16 protein-coding genes are annotated in these 20,585 nt (G+C 35.5%); 7 read left to right on the top strand and 9 right to left on the bottom strand.

All coding sequences use genetic code 11. The features are described from left to right. Nucleotides 1–53: 53 nt before the first annotated feature. Nucleotides 54–1,265 carry an FG-GAP repeat domain-containing protein gene (locus M2265_RS19750; protein WP_165905855.1) on the top strand — a complete coding sequence of 404 codons (1,212 nt, stop codon included), beginning with the start codon at nucleotides 54–56 and terminating at the stop codon, nucleotides 1,263–1,265. A 61-nt stretch (nucleotides 1,266–1,326) separates the two neighbouring features. On the opposite strand, the gene M2265_RS19745 is transcribed toward M2265_RS19750, so the two are convergent. The 5 genes from M2265_RS19745 to M2265_RS19725 form a co-directional block, all read right to left on the bottom strand. Continuing rightward, on the bottom strand, nucleotides 1,327–2,478 hold the full coding sequence (locus M2265_RS19745) for a metallophosphoesterase (protein ID WP_132769090.1): 1,152 nt from the start codon (nucleotides 2,476–2,478) through the stop codon (nucleotides 1,327–1,329). Nucleotides 2,479–2,486: 8 nt separating this feature from the next. Continuing rightward, nucleotides 2,487–3,938, bottom strand: a complete 1,452-nt coding sequence (locus tag M2265_RS19740) for a RagB/SusD family nutrient uptake outer membrane protein (protein ID WP_132769092.1) — start codon at nucleotides 3,936–3,938, stop codon at nucleotides 2,487–2,489. Nucleotides 3,939–3,947: 9 nt separating this feature from the next. After that, the gene (locus M2265_RS19735) at nucleotides 3,948–7,268 is read right to left on the bottom strand and encodes a TonB-dependent receptor (protein WP_264599363.1); all 3,321 of its coding nucleotides are present in this window, start codon (nucleotides 7,266–7,268) and stop codon (nucleotides 3,948–3,950) included. Nucleotides 7,269–7,426: 158 nt separating this feature from the next. Further along, a complete protein-coding gene (locus M2265_RS19730; RefSeq protein ID WP_132769096.1) occupies nucleotides 7,427–8,614 on the bottom strand; it encodes a FecR family protein in 1,188 nt (395 codons plus the stop codon). A gap of 100 nt (nucleotides 8,615–8,714) precedes the next feature. Beyond that, the gene (locus tag M2265_RS19725) at nucleotides 8,715–9,296 is read right to left on the bottom strand and encodes an RNA polymerase sigma factor (RefSeq protein WP_132769098.1); all 582 of its coding nucleotides are present in this window, start codon (nucleotides 9,294–9,296) and stop codon (nucleotides 8,715–8,717) included. A gap of 378 nt (nucleotides 9,297–9,674) precedes the next feature. Between M2265_RS19725 and M2265_RS19720 the strand changes: the two genes are divergently transcribed. Continuing rightward, nucleotides 9,675–10,925, top strand: a complete 1,251-nt coding sequence (locus M2265_RS19720; protein WP_132769100.1) for a dicarboxylate/amino acid:cation symporter — start codon at nucleotides 9,675–9,677, stop codon at nucleotides 10,923–10,925. Here the strand turns inward: M2265_RS19720 and M2265_RS19715 are convergent. Continuing rightward, nucleotides 10,914–11,861, bottom strand: coding sequence for a lipid A deacylase LpxR family protein (locus tag M2265_RS19715; RefSeq protein WP_132769101.1), 948 nt, complete (start codon nucleotides 11,859–11,861; stop codon nucleotides 10,914–10,916). The two genes, M2265_RS19720 and M2265_RS19715, sit on opposite strands and share 12 nt — an antisense overlap. Nucleotides 11,862–12,218: 357 nt before the next feature. Here M2265_RS19715 and M2265_RS19710 point away from each other — a divergent pair, with 357 nt between their 5' ends. From M2265_RS19710 to M2265_RS19695, 4 genes are all read left to right on the top strand, one after another. Continuing rightward, complete coding sequence (locus M2265_RS19710; protein WP_132769103.1) at nucleotides 12,219–12,629, top strand: cytochrome c maturation protein CcmE; 411 nt, start codon at nucleotides 12,219–12,221, stop codon at nucleotides 12,627–12,629. 20 nt (nucleotides 12,630–12,649) lie between these two features. After that, complete coding sequence (locus M2265_RS19705) at nucleotides 12,650–15,115, top strand: heme lyase CcmF/NrfE family subunit (protein WP_132769105.1); 2,466 nt, start codon at nucleotides 12,650–12,652, stop codon at nucleotides 15,113–15,115. Further along, nucleotides 15,115–15,879: a Rossmann-like and DUF2520 domain-containing protein gene (locus M2265_RS19700; protein WP_021190464.1), complete on the top strand. Its 765-nt coding sequence runs from the start codon at nucleotides 15,115–15,117 to the stop codon at nucleotides 15,877–15,879. The genes M2265_RS19705 and M2265_RS19700 overlap by 1 nt, the downstream gene beginning before the upstream one ends. Nucleotides 15,880–16,096: 217 nt before the next feature. Beyond that, the gene (locus M2265_RS19695; RefSeq protein ID WP_021190463.1) at nucleotides 16,097–17,647 is read left to right on the top strand and encodes an FMN-binding glutamate synthase family protein; all 1,551 of its coding nucleotides are present in this window, start codon (nucleotides 16,097–16,099) and stop codon (nucleotides 17,645–17,647) included. Between the two features lie 41 nt (nucleotides 17,648–17,688). Here the strand turns inward: M2265_RS19695 and M2265_RS19690 are convergent, their stop codons facing one another. After that, nucleotides 17,689–18,135: a MarR family winged helix-turn-helix transcriptional regulator gene (locus M2265_RS19690; protein ID WP_021190462.1), complete on the bottom strand. Its 447-nt coding sequence runs from the start codon at nucleotides 18,133–18,135 to the stop codon at nucleotides 17,689–17,691. Between the two features lie 241 nt (nucleotides 18,136–18,376). Between M2265_RS19690 and M2265_RS19685 the strand changes: the two genes are divergently transcribed. Further along, nucleotides 18,377–18,694 carry a hypothetical protein gene (locus M2265_RS19685; RefSeq protein WP_132769107.1) on the top strand — a complete coding sequence of 106 codons (318 nt, stop codon included), beginning with the start codon at nucleotides 18,377–18,379 and terminating at the stop codon, nucleotides 18,692–18,694. Nucleotides 18,695–18,699: 5 nt separating this feature from the next. Here M2265_RS19685 and M2265_RS19680 read toward each other — a convergent pair whose 3' ends face one another. Beyond that, nucleotides 18,700–19,476 (bottom strand): amidohydrolase, encoded by a 777-nt coding sequence (locus M2265_RS19680; RefSeq protein WP_021190460.1) that lies wholly within the window; start codon nucleotides 19,474–19,476, stop codon nucleotides 18,700–18,702. A 91-nt stretch (nucleotides 19,477–19,567) separates the two neighbouring features. Then, complete coding sequence (locus tag M2265_RS19675) at nucleotides 19,568–20,536, bottom strand: polyprenyl synthetase family protein (RefSeq protein WP_132769108.1); 969 nt, start codon at nucleotides 20,534–20,536, stop codon at nucleotides 19,568–19,570. Between the last annotated feature and the right edge of the window lie 49 nt (nucleotides 20,537–20,585).

The raw sequence follows: 20,585 nt of genomic DNA, 5'->3' as shown, positions 1-20,585 counted from the left end.
TCATTAAAAATGAATAATTATTTATATATTAACATCTTGTAAACAAAATGATTATGAAAAATTACATCCAACAGTCACTAAGTTATATGAGCATATGCTTATTGTTTGGGTCTACACAATGCAGTGTGGCTCAACAGAAATATTTTAATGATGTGACGTTAACAAATATTCCACAAGATGCAAAAGCGCATGCTTTGGATGTAATCCTGATCGATGTTGATGCTGATGGAGATCTTGATCTTGTACTGGCTCTAGAATCTGAACCCAACAGATTATACCTTAACGATGGAAGTGGTAAGTTTTCTTGGAAGAAAGGTGTTTTTGCTGAAAAACCGCATGATACAGAGCATGTAAGGGCGGCAGATTTTAATAAAGATGGTTTTATAGACTTTATTTTTGTGGCTGAGGATGATCAGAACCATGAGTATTATTTAGGTAAAGGTGATGGCACATTTATCGATGTATCCGATCGAATATTAGGCAAAAGCGAAGCTAACGGCCTAGACATAGCAGATGTCAACGGAGATGGTCTTATGGATATTGTTATCGGTAATTCGGGTAAATCACCACAAAATTTTTTATGGATAAATGATGCTAAACGACCTGGTTATTTTTTAGACCATACTTCAATTTCACTTCCACAGGTTGAAGATCAAACTCAATCCATCAAATTTGCAGATTTGGATGCTGATGGTCACATGGATATGATTATTGGTAACGAAACTCCGCCAAATCGCTTATTATTTAATGATGGGAAAGGAAATTTCATAGAACATACCGCAGGATTACCGCTCATGGTCCCCTTACACACCCGCGAGGTGATTGTATTTGATGCAAATGGCGATGGGAAACCCGATATACTTTTCGCCAATCTAACAAGTAATGGTGGCGCAAAAGATAAAGATCCCAGAGCCCGATTGTTTATAAATCAGGGCGACCGTCGTTTTGTAGATGAAACAGAATCTAGAATGCCAGAACAAACATTTTCTACGTATGCTGCTACTGCAATTGATTTTGATCATGACGGACACTTAGACATTATACTGAGTGCGATCAAGATTCCTCCTTTTGAAGAGATGCAAGTGCAAGCTTTAAGAAACGATGGAAAGGGTCACTTTTCTTTTGTTACTGACAAAACAATCCCTGAGATTACACGTGGTAGAAGCTGGGGTATTGCAGTTGGCGATGTCAACGCTGATGGGATAGCTGATATGGTGATCGGCGGATGGGGCTCTCAGGTTCGTCTGTTATTGGGTCAAAAATAAATTTTAACAAATAGGCTGGGAAAGTCCCAGCCTAAACATTCATTTATAAAACAATAGTACTTTATTGTGCTAATATCTTATTCTTCTTTACATCATCATAAATGACGCTCGTCTTATTTCCTTCAATAAGTAATCCACGACTTTTGCCTCCTAATCTATTTGCTTCATTACTCACATTTACGGCAACAACGCGACCTTTATAAAAAGAGGTAACTTCTGGAAAAATTGTATGTCCAAGATATATTCTTTTTGCACTGTAAATCTGCAGTATTTTTTCTAAATCTGTTTCGTTTAAAGGCTCATACTTTTCTTCTTGACGAACCATGCCGCGATACCACAAAGGTCCTTCACTACCAAATAGAAAAGTACCTGCACGCGACTTATGTCTCTCTTCTTTGGTTTGAAACAAATAGAAACGAACAGAATCATTTACTGCAGGTATTGTCCATTGTGGATCTAACATGGTATGACTAAGTCCTGCATGTACAAAAAGATGATCTCCTATCTTCTCCATCGTATTTTTACTTTGTAGCCATTTTCCTAATTCAGTATCTAATGACCAGAAATCACGATAATCTTTTCCAATAGCGTCAGCAAGTACCTTATACTTATCTTGGGCATATTTATAATTACCCCGTAAGATCATTTCTTCATGATTACCCAAAAGAAAATGCACCTTACCGCCAGCTTTTTCGGCTTCATTTTCCAATTTATAGATTAACCAAAAGATGGGTAATACGTCTTTACCGCGATCAAATACATCTCCGATAATGACAAGGTTATTTTTTCCAAAAGTCCATTGATAATTACTTCCTATTACTTTCTGCGCTTTTAGAATAGCATAAAAAGATTGAAAATCGCCGTGAGGGTCTGACAAAACAAGGATCTTACTACTTTTTGGAGAATTCCAGCTAGGTGTCTTAACCGGGTGTCGCTTTATTTCAAACTGATGTTCACCATCTTCTGTCACTACTTTAAATGATGATTTAACCGGTACTTCACTTCGAATCTCACCATTCTCGACACGCACTAGCTTCGTTCCTCCATTTTCATAAAAGAAATAGGGACCATCGTTATTTCCCAATGTTGTTTGACTATGTGTATCGGCAATCTGAAAAAGAACAAATACAGCTGTCAAAGCACAAGTTATACTGATCCTAGAAGGACCAGTATAATTGACTTTAAGATATTGTTGAATGCAGTTATACATCATAATATAGTTTAATATCCGTCGTTTTGAACGATGTTTTTATTCGCATCAATCTCAATTCGTGGAATAGCCATCAATGTTTTGAAAAAAGTACGATCAAAAGATTTAGTTTCAGGTCTTAAAGATGGCGAAACATGAGCACTACCTTTACGCTCTATACGCATATTGTTGCGTAATGCATCAAATAGTCGATGTCCCTCACCTACAAGTTCACGACGGCGCTCTTCCATAACTCGTTGTAAAGTCACAACACCAGTAACAGATTTTGCAGGATTTGCACGCGAAACTATTGCATTTAGGTATTTCAACGCATTACTATTGTCGTTTAGTTTAACGGCAGCTTCAGCTGCAATTAAATATCCCTCCGAAAGACGAAGGACAGGAACATCTGCAAATTCAGGATTTTCACCATCAGAAGTATTTCCAGGATATTTGTTCAAATAATAATAGTCAACCTGTTTACTGGTATATTTTGTAATGACCTTATGACGGACATCATTGGAGTCATCTTTGATTAACTTCATATAATCGTCCGATAAAATAATGTCATTATATCCATTTCTCCACAATAGGTACCCTATTCCTTCTTTTCCAGGACCGTTTTCAGTCTTTACAATAGATAGCTGAAACAAAACTTCATTTGTAAAATCCTTTGACCAAACAGAAGCGTATTCACTATTTGTCCATAACAGATATTGACCTTTAGTCGAGCTCTGGGTTGTTTCCGCTTCTTTGATCAATTGCATCGCGACAGTTAAAGCATTGGAATTTTCGCCCATATAAAGATAAGCTCTTGCTAATAGTTGCTGTGCACCAAATTTATTAAGTTTGCCATTTTTTTTCGCAGTACTCAATAATATTACAGCATTTTCCAAATCATCTACAATCTGTGTATAGACTTCTTTTACTGAATTACGTGCAGGTTTATTAGTTGAATTATGTTTTTCTATTTCAATCGGTACCCCTAGTGAGGCCCCGTTGTTTTTTGTATAAGGATCTCCAAACACTTTAACCAGATCAAAATGTGCCAACGCGCGAAGTGTTAATGCCTGTCCTTTTATGTCATTGAGTTCATCGGTCAATTGTTCTTTCTCAACTCCATTAACGAAGGCCAAAACACCATTCGCATTTCTTAAAACACGATAAGGCTGATACCACAGTGATGAAGGAGTATTGTCCTTGTTAAAATCAAAAAGATAATATTTTGCAGCACGTTTTGTGTCACCGTTCGACAACATATCTTCTCCAGTTACATCGCCATAATAAGTCATACGAGCTCCATAATATTCATAACCACGTAGAATATCGTAAATGCCATTTAAAGCATATTGAGCTTCTCGGGGAGATTTAATTGCTTCAGAACTTTCTGTAGAAGTACTTGGCTGGGATTTCTCCAGCCATTGGTCCCCACATCCAACTAACAAAGTACAAGATATCAGAACCGTTGATAATATAAGTTTCATAGTCTTTTTTTAGAATTTAATATCCAAACCAAAAGTAACCGTCTTCAGTTTTGGGGATTCAAAATATACTGTACCATTTACAGGTACCTCAGGATCATAATTATTATAAGCTGCAAAAGTCAAAAGATTGACTCCTGAACAATATGCTCTGATATTACTCACTTTAAGACGACGTGCAATGTGTTGCGGAAGAGATACTCCGAAAGTCAAGTTTTTCAATCGGATATGATCTGTTGAATGAACACGACGTGTATTGGCTACACTGCTCATATCGTAAGTATTTCCAACCATAAACATCTCGATATCGGTATCATCACCTGGCTTTTGCCATCTGCGTTCATAATATTGCGGAATATTATCATAACCCGTTTTTCCAGCAAGCTCTGTTTTACTCGCACCGCTATCGTATGAATAACCACCCAGAGAATATGTCCATGTAAAGTTTAGATCAAAAATCTTATAACGAAGGGTATTAGTAAAACCACCGATCAACTTAGGATCAACACTTTTATAAAGAATTCTGTTTGCTTTGGTATAATCTTCTGTGATATCTCTTGAATCTAGATTAGCTGGATCATTGATGTAATATTGCGGAACACCCGTTTCCTTACTTATCCCCGCAAATTCGATCAGATAATAGCTATACCATGGTTGGCCGACACGGTGAATCAATGTACCGTCCCTTAACTCAGAACTTCCATCAGCTAATGATACAGTCTTATTTCTGTTCATTCCAAAATTTAGATTTGAAGTCCATTTAAATTCAGAATCTCTTAAAATATCTGCATTCAAATCAACTTCTATTCCTGAGTTACGAAGTGCTCCAATATTAGTTAGATAAGCAGAAAAACCTGTTGTATAGGACGTAGGCATATCGTTCAATAGATCTGACGACTGGCGTCTGTACCATTCGAAGGTAGCTCCCAAACGATCAAAAAGACGAAGATCTAATCCAATATTTAGATTATTTTGTTTCTCCCATTGTAAAGCCGGGTTTCCAATCTGAGTTTCTCTTATACCAGGATTATTAAGATAAGGAAAACCAAAACCGGTCAAATCCATATAAGTATAATACGTATTGGGTAGAGTACCATTAGTACCATATGACACCCGAATCTTACCGTCAGTTACAACGTCACCTAATGATTCCATAAAGTTTTCTTTTGAAAACTTCCATGCTCCTGATAAGGACCAGAATTTCCCCCAACGGCTATCACGATGAATACGAGAGCTACCATCCATACGAACGCTACCACCAAAGAAATATTTATCATCATAATTATAGTTTGCTCTGGAAAGGTAAGACAACAAACGCCATTCTGAATTGGAACCAGAAAGATCTGTAATTACAGATCCATTTGAAAGAACAACTTTATCTACTGAAGGAAAATTATCTTTTGCACCATCAATTCCATCTTTGCGAAATTTATTAACCTCATATCCGCCCAATATATCCAAATGATGTTTGTTAGCAAAAGTCTTATTATAAGTTAAACTATTCCGCCATACGATCTGATTATAATCTGTAAAACTTGTAGTTAAAGAACCATTTGTTTTCTCACCGTCTGATGTACGTGGATCTGACCAAGAATTATATTTGGTATTGGTATGGTCTAAACTAAAAGTTGTATTAAAGACTAAACCATCAAAGAACTTATAATTGGCAAATACGGTATTAAAAGAACGATCACCCTGTTCTCTTCGGTAATTATACAAGGAAGTTGCTTTAGGATTACGCGGTCCATTAGAAAAGAAATCTGTGAAAAATGAACCATCTTCATTGTACACCGGCTCCGAAGCTGTAATCTTATGACGAGTTGAATAGATCGGTGAAGTATAAGCTCCTCCTTCTGAATTCACATCTTGAGCAATGTTTGAGTATAGAATATTAGCTCCAAGTTCTATTTTATCGCTCATTTTATATTTAACATTCAAACGGCCAGTTATACGCTCAAAACCAGATTGATAAGACAAACCTGTTTGATTGACATACCCCATCGATGTGTAGTAAGAGAGCTTACCATCACCTCCTGAAGCAGAAAGATCTGCATTTCTAAATGGAGAATTTTGGCGAAACAATTCTTTCTTCCAATCTGTCCAACCACTCCAAGGTTTAGGTGCATACTTATCGATGTTCGCTTGTGCATATTCTTCTATTAAGTTATCATCGATCACCTTATCAATATAACGAGCGCGGTTTCGAAGTCCTTCCAAAAGCATCTCGCGTCGTTGGGGACCATCCATGACCTCACGGAAATCTGTTGCTTGACTTGAAAGACCATAAGCACCCTTAAATGAGAATACTGGCTTTCCAGCTTTTCCAGACTTTGTGGTAATCAAAATTACTCCACCAGCAGCACGTGATCCATAAAGTGAAGCTGCTGCGGCATCTTTAATTACTGTAATCTGCTCAATATCGGCATTACTCAAAGTAGACATGACATCCAATCCAGCATTATTTGAACTACTTGATGAAATATCATTAGACATTACGGGAACACCGTCGATGACAAATAAAGGTTTGCTAGAAGCATTAATAGATCCCATTCCTCTAATACGGATATCAGTAGCACCACCTGGCTGACCGGAAAGTGAATTAACTTGCACCCCAGGCGCATTTCCCTGAAGCATTGTCGAAAAATCGACAGCAGGCACGTCGGACATGCGCTCAGTACGGATTGTTGAAGCAGATCCAGTATAATCTGATTTCTTAAACGTACCATACCCCGTTACAACAACCTCTTCTAAATTTGCTTGACTAAACTGCAGGCTCACATTTACGGTCTCAGAAACAACTTCTACTTCTTTTCTTTCATAACCTAAAAAGTTAAACTGTAAGATAGATCCTCGTGATGCTACAATCGAATAATTGCCATTTTGGTCGGTTCCTACAGTATTTTTTGTTCCTTTAATCGAAACACTGACACCAGAAAGCACCTGTCCACTTTGGTCTGTTACTTGTCCATGTACCGATTTTTGTTCACTTAAGATTGTGATTTTGGAATTCTTAATAGTTTGTTGGTTATCAAAATCAGGTTTACCCGATTTAACGACGATAGACTTTCCATCTTTAATATAAGTCAGTCCACGTGGAGTTAGCAACTCGGAAAGGGCACGGTCTAACGTTACATTATCAAAATCTACACTTACAGAAGGCGTATTGTTGATAATTTCCGATTTACAAAGAACTGTATATCCAGTCTGCTTTTTTATTTCACGGAATACGTCAACAATAGCACTATTCTTCTTCTTAATACGTACCGTTTGAGCAAAACTTCCTGCATGAAGCTGTCCCACGGTAAACAAAAGAAGCATAATAATCATTTTCATAATAATGAGGTATTTATACTTTTTCATTACATTTGGTTGGTTTTGTTAGTTTAATAAATAGTTAGCAAGTATTTTTTAATTTTCGAACCAATTGCTGGGGAAGTACCACCTTCCTCAGCTACTTAAGATTACGAAATATTAGATTCTGAGTGTAATCATTATTTCATAAGCTTTACCCTCCTCCCTTCGATTTGAATTTTAATTTTATCGTCAGTCATTTTTATAATTTTTAACACTTTATCAAAAGTATCAAGTCGGGAAACGGATCCCCATAGCGTAATTTTTGAAAGACTAGGGTCTATATCGATATCTATATCATACCATCTTGCGACCTGTGTCAGCACTGTACCTAGAGGTTCATTATTAAACATAAACTCATCATTTGTCCAAGAGATACTTTCATCTATAGAGACTTGTTGCACACGAAGGTTTTCTCCATTGACCACTGCCTGTTCGCCTGGTGCAAGTACTTTCTCTTCTCCAGTGGGAACAGAAACTTTAACTTTACCTTCTTTTAAAGAAACTTTGGATTCTTTCTCATTTGGATAAGAATAGACATTGAAATGAGTTCCTAACACTTCTATTTTTTCCTTTGCAGTAATAACAATAAATGGTCTACCTTGCGATTTCGCTACTTCAAAGAAGGCTTCACCGTCTAATTCCACTAAACGTTGCTGTTCTGTAAATTTATCTGGGTATTTTAGACTTGTAGATGCATTTAGCCATACTTTTGTACCATCCGACAACTGAATCTCATATTGCCCTCCCCGCGGAGTTGATAAGGTCATCATCTGTCTTTTATCCGTCGAGCTACCTAAGGCTACGGAACCATCATTATAGGTGATACTACTGCCTATAACTATTCCATTATGGCTTTGATCTAATCCTAAACTGCTCCCGTCAGAAAAATGAAGTGTTGCTTTGTTTCCACCAGGGTGCAGGTTTTCTGCTAATTTTGTAACATCAATATTGTTATTGTGATCTTTACTTTTGATGGTCCAAATACCAAATATTGCTAATCCAATGAAACAAGCAGCAACTGTATACCATAGTGGTAACTTTTTATAACTTGTCGTTTTCTTTAAAGATGGTTTCTCAATTTTTGTCATGATATTAGAGAGTACTCGAGATTCTCTTTTTTCGATATCTTTGACGTGCACACGATAGTATTCTAGTTCTTGACGCAAATGATCAGCATTTTCCAACTTTTCTACCATGATTCGTAAATCTGGATATTGCTGAAAAAGCATCCGAAGCTCTCTATCTGTAGTTGGATGAATATTGCCTTTCAAATATTCTTGCAATAGGATTAAGGTGTTGTCTATATGATGCTTCGTGTTTGCCATTATTCATTTTGATAATAGAAACACGAGTTACTTAACAATCTTACAGCACATTTGAGGAAAACACCTAAATATCTAATAATGAATTAAATAAAATATATATTTACTTTTGACCAACAAAGGATAAAAAAGCAAAAAGTGCTAATGTATTTTTTGCCTTTAACAGGTGTCTAATTGTGTTAATTGCACGAGAACGGTTAGTGTATACGGCGGCAGGACTCATTGCCAGTTCTTCTGCAATTTCCTCAACGGTCTTATCTTCTAGGAAGGTTAAATTAAAAACTTCTTTTTGTTTTTCAGGTAATTTTTCTACTTCTGTAAAAATAGCATGAACAAGTTCGGCATGTATCAAATTCGAAAAGGCATCCTTGTCATCAACTAAAAGATCTTCATAGTCTGATAAAGATTCATGAATACCTTTGGAACGTTTTGCCCGAATCGTGTTAAGACTTGCATTTTTAGCTGAAATATAAATAAACGCCCGTAGGTTTTCCATAGTGGGAAAATCCATCCGACGATCCCACACCTTAACAAATACGTCAGCTACGATCTCTTCCGCAACATCTGCTTCTTTGATATACTTCAGTATAAAAAAGAATAATTGCTTATAAAATCGATGATAGATGATAACAAATCCCGTTTGATCGTCTCCTTTCAAACTGTCTATCAATTGTGAATCTGTCATAAGGCAGTGTGAAATTAGACTATTTTTTCAAAAAAACGAAAAGGCATCTATTTAAAGTGATACATAGGTTAGAGTCACTATTTTGGACTAAAATAGAAAAGACTTTTTAGAATATCAAGTTGTTAACAATTATTTAAAACACTCATATCATACCGTTAACTGTTCAAATGCATTAAAACACCGATAAGTTGTATAAACCTCTTTACCATTTAGTCAATATTAAAATTGAAAACTGTTGATTTACTACTTACCAAAAGCTAAATCTAATTACTAGATATTCAAAATCAAACTAGTATAAATTGAAAATTTTGAATTTTAAGTTCCGTTCACTATATATTAAATGATATATAAATAAAAAAAACTAAATTAGTATCCACAATGACATACACAACCAATATATTTCTCCAAAATTATGGAAGCATCATCCTACTTATTGTAGGTATCCTTGCAGGGAGTATCTTAGGAATATATTTACCTACTATAGTTCCATATATCAAGCCTATAGGTGATATTTTCCTGAACTTGTTATTTGTTGCTGTCATTCCTCTAGTTTTTTTTGCTATCTCATCATCTGTAGCTAATATTGAAGGAACAAACCAACTCGGCAAGATCATCGGGGCAATGACCGGTGTTTTTTTAATGGGTGTACTCATCTCTGCCTGTGCTACGATTGCCGTCCTTTATTTCTTTCCTCTTGACGCTCCCATGGTACCAACTGGCTCAGAACTTCTGGACAATAATCCTGATGACACATGGAGTGATAAGATGGTTCGCTTTTTAACCGTTTCAGAGTTTGGTAAACTACTATCACGAGAGAATATGCTTGCTCTTGTAATTTTCTCATTTTTAGTGGGTATCGCTACGCGAAAATCAAGTGCTGTTGCACAGCCATTCCTATCTTTCTTAAATGCTGGAAATGAAGTGATGAAAAATCTGTTGATTTTGATCATGAAAATTTCACCGATCGGTTTAGGTGCTTATTTTGCTTATCAAGTCAGTAGTTTAGGACCACAACTTTTTGGTTTCTATGCCAAACCTTTAGGGCTTTATTATTTATTTGGAACCTGTTATTTTTTTGTGGGTTTCACTGTCTTTGCATTTATTGCGAATGGCAAATATGGAATTACCTCTTATTGGAAAAATAATATTGTTCCCACGCTGACTGCATTAGGTTCTTGCAGTAGTTTGGCAACAATGCCTGCTAACTTACTGGCTGCAAAAAAAATTGGAGTTCCAGATACAATCGCTAATGTGGTCATTCCTTTGGGAACAACGCTACATAAACAAGGATCCAGTATATCTTCTATTTTTAAAATATACGTTGCATTTTTGTTAATAGGAAAAGATTTTTTTGATCCGATGACGCTCGTTATGTCACTCGGAATTACTGTTCTAGTTAGTGTGGTAGCAGGAGGAATTCCTAATGGTGGATATATTGGAGAAATGTTAATGATCTCTGTTTTAGATCTTCCAATCGAAGCCGTCCCTGCTGTAATGATTATCGGAACGCTCGTTGATCCATTAGCGACCATATTAAATTCTACCGGAGACACTGTAGCAAGTATGCTCGTGACAAAATTTACCGGAAATAAATATCAGGTTGTTACAGCGGAGGTTTTAAAATCGTAATCCATAAAACAAGGATCCATATTGATGCGTACCATAAAGCATTTCTTTCGCTTCTCGTGATTGAAAGACATAGGATAATCCTAGGGTTGATCGACCACTTGCCAGCATAAATCCAACTTTATGGCTAGGCATGAATTTCTCAATCGTATATTGATCTCTGAATGTTTTATCATGTCCAATCCCGCCTTGAATAGTGGAGTTATATCCGTGATAATATAAGGATGGTATATAATAGAAAAATAATTCTCGATCGGTCTCCGTACTCTGAACATGTCCCTTAGTAAATGCAGAATGATAAAATGACCGTAAGCGCCCCCATCTGATAGGCAAACCAATATTTGCATTTACATGGTTCATTCCTAATGTTCCTGAACTTACACCCGAAATTTCGAAACTTCTGCCAGATGATCTATAGAACAGCCTTTGATACTTTAATCCTAGATCAACACCAAATGCATTTGGGATCTGTCCTTCCCAACCAGATACTTCATAAATATTGAATACCTGATGGATAATTTTTTGCACCTCCTTTCCTTTTGCAAGTGGTCCAACCTGCCCGAATTCAACTTTTAAACTTAATACCTGTTCCTGTCTATAATACTGATTCAATTCACCCGATAGGTATAGATAGGCTGCAAACGGTCTATCCCATTGTGATGATCTATTATTATACAAATTAACCCCATTGTACATCTTTTGTCCAAGCTCAATATCCAACACACGATTTTTAACTTTCGAAGTATCTGATTTTAAACCTAATCTATAGTTTATATTGATTCCATTTGTATAATAACGGTCCTGAGATGTTAATAAATAAACGTCATTATCATTTTGGAGAGCAATTTCACTTTTTAAAATTTTGCTTTGCGATAAAGCAAGTTGTAAAGGCAATATCCCTACGAGCAAACACACAATACGCAACACGATTATTTTCATTCGATCCAAATGATTGTAAAAATTAAGATATAAACTAAATTAAAGATATTTAATAAGATTAAATGTATGTTGTATAGAATGATTTAAACCTATTTTCAACGCATTATAAATTTATTTAGAAAGGTTATAAATAAACGATCCCGGTTGCAAATTTAGTTACTTCGCCAATCTATTCGTAATTTTGTATTCGATAAAGTGTTAATTTTTTTTAAAAATGAAACCATCATGAGCTTAAATCAGCTCATTAATAAAATGAATAACTGCTCATGATAGCTTCATGGCCTTTAAAACCGAGTGTTAGCGAGCTCAATAATACAAATAGAAAGCTGGCGCTCATTTATTAAACAAATTATTCTAATGAAAAAAAGTTCCATTATTCTAATCGCCCTTATTGCTGTTGCAATTGCGATGATTCTTGTAATTTACACAGATTCAAGCACCTATTCAACTTTTACTGAAGCGAAAGAGAAAAAAACAGAACTCTATGTTGTAGGCGTACTTAATAAGGAAAAAGCATTGCATTATGATCCAAAAACTAATGCAAATCACTTTTCATTTTACATGTATGACAATGATAGTACAGAATGTCAAATTGTATTCAATGGTTCAAAACCTCAGGATATCGAACGATCTGAACAAATCGTATTAACAGGTAAAATGGATGGCAATGTATTTCATGCGTCAAAAATATTGATGAAATGTCCTTCGAAATATAACCAAGATAAATTCGAGGTTACAGAAACTAACGCTACAGCATTTAATAACTAAAATTCATAATCACCAAATAAATGGACGTAAACTACGTAGGCGAGAATCTATTGCCTGGAAAAATAGGTCAGTTTTTTATTGTTCTCTCATTCGGAGCAGCATTACTATCTTTCATTAGTTATTATTTTGCTACTACAAATAAAGAAGAGAAATCTTGGTTAAAAATTGCCCGGATTGCTTTTTGGACGAATGCCGCTTCAATCATTGCGATTGCTGCAACGCTTTTTTTCATTATTCATACTCATTTATTTGAATATCATTATGCTTACGCGCATAGTTCTAAATCATTGCCTACACATTACATCATCTCCAGTTTTTGGGAAGGTCAAGAGGGTAGTTTTTTACTCTGGATGTTCTGGCAAAGTGTATTAGGATCAGTTTTACTTTTTAAAGCTAAAGATTGGGAAGGCCCAGTTATGACATTCATTATGCTATGTCAAGTTTTTCTAGCCTCTATGATTATTGGAGTTCAAATCTTCGGGTTTCACCTCGGCAGTTCTCCATTTATTTTATTAAGAGAGGCAATGGATTGGCCAATTCTAAAACAAGGTGATTATTTATCATTAATTCCTGATGGTCGTGGATTAAACCCATTATTACAAAACTATTGGATGGTTATTCACCCCCCAACGCTATTTTTAGGTTTTGCTTCTATGGTTGTTCCCTTTGCTTATGCGGCGGCTGCTTTATGGACTAAACGTTATAAAGAGTGGATAACACCAGGATTACCATGGGCACTTTTTGCTGTCATGATATTGGGTGTAGGTATAATTATGGGATCATTTTGGGCATATGAGGCACTTAACTTTGGTGGTTTTTGGGCTTGGGATCCTGTAGAAAATGCATCTATTATTCCTTGGTTTACTTTAATTGCTGCTGTTCACGTAATGATTGCTTATAAAAACTCTGGGCATTCTTACTTTACAGCTACATTCTTGGCTTTAATCAGTTTCGTTCTTGTCATCTATGCTTCCTATTTAACAAGAAGTGGGATTCTAGGAGAAACATCTGTGCACTCATTTACTGATTTGGGGTTAAATGTTCAACTTATAGCCTTTAATGCGACCTTCTTTATAATTATGGTTGTGGCGTTGGTTGTCCGTAAAAAACAAATGCCGACGACTCAAAAAGAGGAGGATATCTATTCAAGAGAATTTTGGTTGTTCATAGGCGCTTTGGTTCTAACTGTTGCCTGCGTTCAAATGATCTCTTCAACTTCAATTCCAGTCTTCAATGCTATTTTTGGAACCAAGGTTGCTCCACCTTTAGATCCGATCCAACATTATAACAAATGGCAGTCGGGATTTGCGGTCATTATTATGATTTTAACTTCAATCACCCAATTCTTGAAGTATAAAAAAACAGATCCTAGAAAATTTTTCGCGTCAACCATCGCTTCTTTAATCGTAGCTATTGTATTAACTGCTGCAGTTTCTTACATCACGAAAACATACACAAATTTAATTTTCATCTTAATAACCTTCTCTTCCCTATTCTGTATTCTCGCGAATATTCGCGTATTAGCAGATGCCGTAAAAGGTAAGTGGAAATTAGCGGGGTCAGCTATTGCGCACATTGGATTTGGATTATTATTAATTGGAGCCATGATAGCAGCATCTACCAATGAAGTGATTTCAATCAATAATACGGGTTATATTGCTGTATCTGGATTTGACAAGGTTGAAAAACCTGGTGACAACCTGTTCTTAACAGAGGGTGAACCGGTGCAGATGGGTGAATACCGCATCACTTATATTGGTGATAGTGTAGCACAACCCAATGTGTTTTATAAGATAAAATATGAAGCAATCGATGAGGAAAGTGGAAAAGTAAAAAATTCGTTTGTACTTATGCCGTTTGCTCAGAATAATGAGAAAATGGGAGGCTTGATCGGTACTCCTGCGACAAAGCACTACTTCACACATGATATTTACACCCTAATAACTGCGGCAGCTTCGGACTTACAGGCGAAAAATGCAAATATCCCTGCCGATCAGAAAACAGGCTTTGAGGATTATGAAGAACCGGCAACTTATGAGGTCAATGTTGGTGACACCCTTCGTTATAGAAATGGTTTCTTTGTCATTGAAGGTATTAACAGAAATGCTCATTTAGAAAACATCCCTAAGGGAGAGAAAGATGTCATTGTAGGATTAAAAATCAAAGTTATCGCTTCTGATAAAAAAGAATACAACGTTGAACCGGTGTTTTTAATCAAAGATGGTACTTCATATGATTTTAATAAAGATGTAAATGAAGAAGGACTACGTTTCCGTTTTTCAAATATCTTGCCTAAAAAAGATAAATTAGAAGTTATGGTTTACCAAAAACCACTTCCAGAGAAAAAATGGATTGTATTTAAAGCGATTAAATTTCCATATATTAATTTCTTCTGGTGTGGAACTATTGTCATGACAATCGGATTTTTCATGTCTATTTTTAGAAGAAATAGTGAGGCAAAAAGATTAGATAAAAAACAAAGCTAATGAATATTGTCATCTTAGGAAGTGGAAATGTTGCAACACACTTTGCACATAACTTCCATAACAAAGGTCACAAAATCTTGCAAATATTCAGTCAACAGAAGGTCAATGCTCAAGCATTGGCCTTTGCTGTAAATGCAGAGGCTATTTCTAAGGTATCAGAAATAAATAAAGAAGCTGATCTCTATATGATCGCAATTCCGGATCATGCTATTCCATCACTTATTGAAACCATATCTACAGCTATCTCCGGCATTGTTGTGCACTGTTCTGGAGCTACAGATATACAAGTTTTAAGTAAATTTCAGCATTATGGTGTGATATATCCTCCGCAGTCCATTTCTAAAAATGATCAATCCGACTTCAGTCTTATTCCGTTTTGTATTGAAGGAAATGACTCCATAACATTTAATATTCTGATGAAGCTTATGGCTACTATAGCACCAAAATCTATCGCTTGTAGCTCAAGTCAAAGATTAGCTATTCATATAGCCTCAGTATTTGCGAATAACTTCACAAACGCACTCTTTCAAATCAGTTATGACCTCTTACAGCAGCACGATTTACCGTTTGATATAATTAGGCCAATTATTCTTGAAACTGCACAAAAGGTACAATCTAAGCTACCTAGTCAAGTTCAGACCGGACCAGCTGTTAGAAATGACGAAATCACGATAAAAAAGCATTTAAATTTTATCAGCGAACATGATGATTGGAAACAAATCTATCAACTATTATCACAAGAGATTGTAAAAAGAAAAAGCTAAATATCATTTCTTTACCAAGATTTTAAAACTTCTTCATAACGGCCATTAATTTTCTTTTACAACAAGTAACTTAGTACTTTTGCTTTGTATAAAATGAACATTGGTTCAATATTTGAAAGCATAGTAAACATTAAAATTGTAACAGATCAATCGATTACATTTGATTGATATTTGATCAAATTTTTATTAAAGTAAGAGTCTAAATACTATTTAAATTATGACCGTTAGAAAATTAATTCTTGGCACCATGACTGTAATCAATTTGATTATAATCTCTTTTGGGCTTATTTTTACACCACAGTGGTTTTGGTTGTTAGTCATACCGATGCCTCTTTTATTTGTGGCGATATATCACAGTTTCCAACATAAACATGCTATTTTAAGAAACTATCCTTTAGTTGGATATTTCCGTTATTTCTTTGAATCCATTCGTCCAGAATTACGTCAATACTTTTGGGAGTCTGATACTGATGGACGTCCTTTTAATAGAAGACAACGTTCTATCGTTTATCAACGCGCTAAAAACCAACGGGAAACTGTTGCTTTCGGTATGCAGACAGATCCACAAACAGTCGGTAATGAATGGGCAGCTCACTCTGTCTTTCCTTGTCACATTGATAATCATGACTTACGTACTACTGTAGGGAATGCAGCTTGTAAACATCCTTATAGTTTAAGTGTATTTAACATTTCTGCAATGAGTTATGGCGCATTGAGTAAAACAGCTATTACCGCATTAAATAAAGGTGCTCAATTACAAAATTTTGCACACAACACTGGAGAAGGTGGTATCAGTGACTATCATAACAGTGGTGGCGATTTGATCTGGCAGGTAGGTACGGGTTATTTTGGCTGTCGTACGCATGACGGTAAATTTGATGGTGAACTTTTTAGAGAAAAAACTTCACGTCCTAACATCAAGATGATTGAACTGAAAATATCACAAGGTGCTAAACCTGGCCATGGAGGTATACTACCTGCAGCCAAAAACACACCCGAAGTTGCGGCAATTCGCCACGTCATCCCAGGTACAGATGTCATGTCACCTCCTGCACACAGTGCATTCTCAAATCCAATTGAAATGATGGAATTCATTCATAGATTGAAAGAATTAAGTGACTTCAAACCTGTAGGTTTTAAAATGTGTATTGGTGATAAACAAGAGTTTATTGAAATCTGTCGTGCAATGCAAACAACACAGATATTTCCGGATTTTATTGCTATTGATGGTTCCGAGGGTGGAACAGGTGCTGCACCACTCGAATTTACAGATAATCTAGGAATGCCATTATATGATGCTTTAGCTTTTGTTACAAAAACTCTAATTGCTTTTGGTCTTAAAAGACATATCAAGCTCTTAGTTTCGAGTAGAATCGTCACTGGTTTTGATTTGTTAAAAGTAATTGCTCTCGGAGCAGATGCATGCTATAGTGCCAGAGGAATGATGTTTGCATTAGGCTGCATTCAAGCTTTGAAATGTAACGAAGATACTTGTCCTGTAGGAGTTGCAACACAACAGCCCCACTTGTATAAAGGATTAGATGTTAACGATAAATATGTACGTGTCGCACAATTCCATCGTAACACTTTACGTGCTACTGTAGAGATTATGGAAGCTTGTGGATTTAAAACTTTATCCGATGTCAGTGCCGATAAATTTTTCAGAAAAGTTGATGCTGTTAACACATTAAGTTTTCAAGACATCTATTTTGGAAGAGAAGGTCGTCTAATCGAAAGTCATACTGATTTTGAGGCAAAAATATTTTAATAATAAAGAAGGGCTTTTCATAAAACAAAAGCCCTTCTTTATTATTTTCTCAAATTGCAGATAACTTGTTGAAGCGTTACTTGCGCCATATCAATTGTATCTGGAGATACCCCATCCAATGCTTCAGCAATAGTCTTATTAGCTTGTTGCATACCCATCTCTTTTAACTTACGGGCAGACTTAGTTAAATAAATCAAATTTGATCTACGATCATCTTTATCATTTACTCGGATAACTAAATTTAATTTCTCCAAATTATTAATTAAACGCGTAATACTTGGTTTATCTCTAAAGGTTCTAATGGCCAACTCTTGTTGTGTAAGTCCCTCCTCTTGCCATAAATTGTACAAAATACTCCATTGCTCAGCCGTAATATTGATTCCCACATCTTTTAAATTACGCTGCATTCTACGCGATATGGCTGTAGTCGCTTTTCCAGTTAGAAAATCATAGAACTCTATCTTTCCAATTAAATCTTCATTAAGCATAATAATCAAAGTCTTTTTAGGTTATACTATATCGTACTTTTTAGCCAACGGATCTTTATTTTCAAAAAAGATAAAATTAACTATAACTCGTTGGCCAAATAGGTTTATATTATAAATATAATGCTTTACATGGTATAACAAAAATTAAATTGTTTTTTTTTGTTATCTTCATGCTATGGAAAAGTTGGTCCCCCTATTAATTGCATTAGCAATCTTTGGTTTTAAGTCATATCAGAACTATATGAAAGAGCAAGATGCTGCGCTAAAAAGAAGAAAGGCAAATGCCCCTATTCCTAGCAAAAACAAAACAGAACCACCTGCATATCAGCCCTCTCAGAAAGAAAAGAATGTGGTTACCCCACCACCTTTTTACTCAGAAAAAATAAAAGATACAAACGAAATTCAGCGATTTAAAAAAGAAAGAGAAGAGCACCGCTTAGCTTTGAATAAAAAAAATAAATTACCACAATCTTTACAAAAAGAACCAATGGTAACAGAAGACTTTGATTTAAGAAAGGCAGTCATAATGTCTATCATTCTTGATAGACCCTACAAATAATGACATTAATCTATTGTGAAGCTATCTGCATCCTGTAAAAATGGAAAAGATTTTCTTGCTTCATGAAGATCTTTGGGATGAATAGTAAATGTATACAGATCTTCATCTTCAGGTTTATAATAAACCACATCTCCTACAGGAGAAATACACATAGAACCACCTGAATAATAAATATCATTACCATCGTGACCTACACGATTAACACCAATAACAAAAGCTTGATTTTCTATAGCACGTGCTGGAATTAAGGTTCTCCAATGAGCAGAACGTTTATCTGGCCAGTTTGCAGTATATATCAATAAATCATAAGCGCCACCAATATTTCTTGACCATACCGGAAAGCGTATATCATAACAAATCATAGGACATATATTCCAACCTCTGATGTTTACAATAATACGTTCTCGTCCAGCTGTAAAATAGAGGTCTTCTTTTGCCATTGCAAACAAATGTCTTTTGTCATATTTTACGTAGGTTCCATCTGGAGACATCCAGACAAAACGATTAAAGTATTTCCCGTCTTCTGTTATAATCAATGAACCTGCTATCACACAATTTAAACTTTGGGACATGTGGAACAGCCACTGCATGGTTTTACCATCACTTGGTTCTGCACACTTCTCTACATTATTTGTAAATCCGGTATTGAACATTTCAGGCAAAATAATAAGATCCGTTTTTTCTCTTAAATTCGAGAGTTTAAGCGCGAGATTACTCAAGTTCTTATCGACATTTTCCCAAAAGATATATGCTTGAAAGATTGTTACTTTTAACGGTTCCATTGTAGTTGTTTCGTAAATTATGATGACCTAAGTCTACAAATTAAGAATTTTTTAAATAAATAAAGATTAAATAGACAATTAATAGCTATTACTATTGTTCCCTGATGAGGAGTTGAGTCGATAATGTTATTAACGTCTCTTTCTTGTGATTTGGTATATTAATCGCCGATAATCTTTCAAATGCACGTTGTGTATATGCATCTTTTAATTTGTCTGCATATTCTTTAATATTATAGTTTTGGTATAGTGATAACATATCATGCAATTTGTTTGGATTATCCTGTATTGTTGCGTTTAATAAATTCTGAAGTTTTGTAAGATCCTCTTCCTTTATGATTTCCATTAATTTGACCAACAGATAGGTCTTTTTATTAATTAGAATATCTCCTCCAATCTGTTTACCAAAAGTTTCAGGGTTGCCATAAGCATCTAGTACATCATCTTGAAGCTGGAAAGCTATTCCTATATATTCTCCAAATTCATAAATTAATTTTTGATCACTAAGATTTGCTTCGGCCAATATTGCCCCCATCTGTAGTGCACCTCCTAACAGTACTGAAGTTTTAAGCCTAATCATCTCAATATATTGATCCATACTAATTTTATCAGTATGTTCATAATCCATATCCAGTTGTTGGCCTTCACAGACTTGCATAGCAACTCTATTAAAAGTTTTAAGGAGATCTGCTATATAAAGCGGATTGCTATTAGCCAATTCATCATAAGCTTTTACCAATAATCCATCTCCTGAAAGGATAGCGACATTCAAATCCCATTTCTCATGAACGGTTGCTTTTCCTCTTCGTAGAGGTGCTTTATCCATAACGTCATCATGAACTAAAGAAAAGTTATGAAAATATTCGATTGATTTTGCAGCAGGTAAAGCATCATTAATTTCTTTAATATCAAACATTTCAGCGGCAACCAATGTCAAGGCTGGTCTAATACGTTTACCACCTAAACTTAAAAAATAGCGAATTGGGTCGTAAAGATTATTCGGTTGATTCGGAAATTGACTGTTTTGAATCGAGTCAGAGATTAGTTTTTGTAAATGCTGCATAGTATCTAGTCATCTTCTCCTAATGATACGCGAAGATAACAATTATAAA

Source organism: Sphingobacterium kitahiroshimense, from assembly GCF_025961315.1.
GTDB lineage: Bacteria > Bacteroidota > Bacteroidia > Sphingobacteriales > Sphingobacteriaceae > Sphingobacterium > Sphingobacterium anhuiense.
The sequence above is the reverse complement of the archived record's forward strand: the minus strand, read 5'-3'. Positions and strand labels throughout refer to the sequence as shown.

What these genes read in the sequence shown, in the direction of transcription:
- M2265_RS19750 (WP_165905855.1), top strand. Translation starts at nt 54, where the DNA reads ATGAAAAATTACATCCAACAGTCACTAAGTTATATGAGCATATGCTTA.
- M2265_RS19745 (WP_132769090.1), bottom strand. Translation starts at nt 2,478, where the DNA reads ATGATGTATAACTGCATTCAACAATATCTTAAAGTCAATTATACTGGT.
- M2265_RS19740 (WP_132769092.1), bottom strand. Translation starts at nt 3,938, where the DNA reads ATGAAACTTATATTATCAACGGTTCTGATATCTTGTACTTTGTTAGTT.
- M2265_RS19735 (WP_264599363.1), bottom strand. Translation starts at nt 7,268, where the DNA reads ATGAAAATGATTATTATGCTTCTTTTGTTTACCGTGGGACAGCTTCAT.
- M2265_RS19730 (WP_132769096.1), bottom strand. Translation starts at nt 8,614, where the DNA reads ATGGCAAACACGAAGCATCATATAGACAACACCTTAATCCTATTGCAA.
- M2265_RS19725 (WP_132769098.1), bottom strand. Translation starts at nt 9,296, where the DNA reads ATGACAGATTCACAATTGATAGACAGTTTGAAAGGAGACGATCAAACG.
- M2265_RS19720 (WP_132769100.1), top strand. Translation starts at nt 9,675, where the DNA reads ATGACATACACAACCAATATATTTCTCCAAAATTATGGAAGCATCATC.
- M2265_RS19715 (WP_132769101.1), bottom strand. Translation starts at nt 11,861, where the DNA reads ATGAAAATAATCGTGTTGCGTATTGTGTGTTTGCTCGTAGGGATATTG.
- M2265_RS19710 (WP_132769103.1), top strand. Translation starts at nt 12,219, where the DNA reads ATGAAAAAAAGTTCCATTATTCTAATCGCCCTTATTGCTGTTGCAATT.
- M2265_RS19705 (WP_132769105.1), top strand. Translation starts at nt 12,650, where the DNA reads ATGGACGTAAACTACGTAGGCGAGAATCTATTGCCTGGAAAAATAGGT.
- M2265_RS19700 (WP_021190464.1), top strand. Translation starts at nt 15,115, where the DNA reads ATGAATATTGTCATCTTAGGAAGTGGAAATGTTGCAACACACTTTGCA.
- M2265_RS19695 (WP_021190463.1), top strand. Translation starts at nt 16,097, where the DNA reads ATGACCGTTAGAAAATTAATTCTTGGCACCATGACTGTAATCAATTTG.
- M2265_RS19690 (WP_021190462.1), bottom strand. Translation starts at nt 18,135, where the DNA reads ATGCTTAATGAAGATTTAATTGGAAAGATAGAGTTCTATGATTTTCTA.
- M2265_RS19685 (WP_132769107.1), top strand. Translation starts at nt 18,377, where the DNA reads ATGAAAGAGCAAGATGCTGCGCTAAAAAGAAGAAAGGCAAATGCCCCT.
- M2265_RS19680 (WP_021190460.1), bottom strand. Translation starts at nt 19,476, where the DNA reads ATGGAACCGTTAAAAGTAACAATCTTTCAAGCATATATCTTTTGGGAA.
- M2265_RS19675 (WP_132769108.1), bottom strand. Translation starts at nt 20,536, where the DNA reads ATGCAGCATTTACAAAAACTAATCTCTGACTCGATTCAAAACAGTCAA.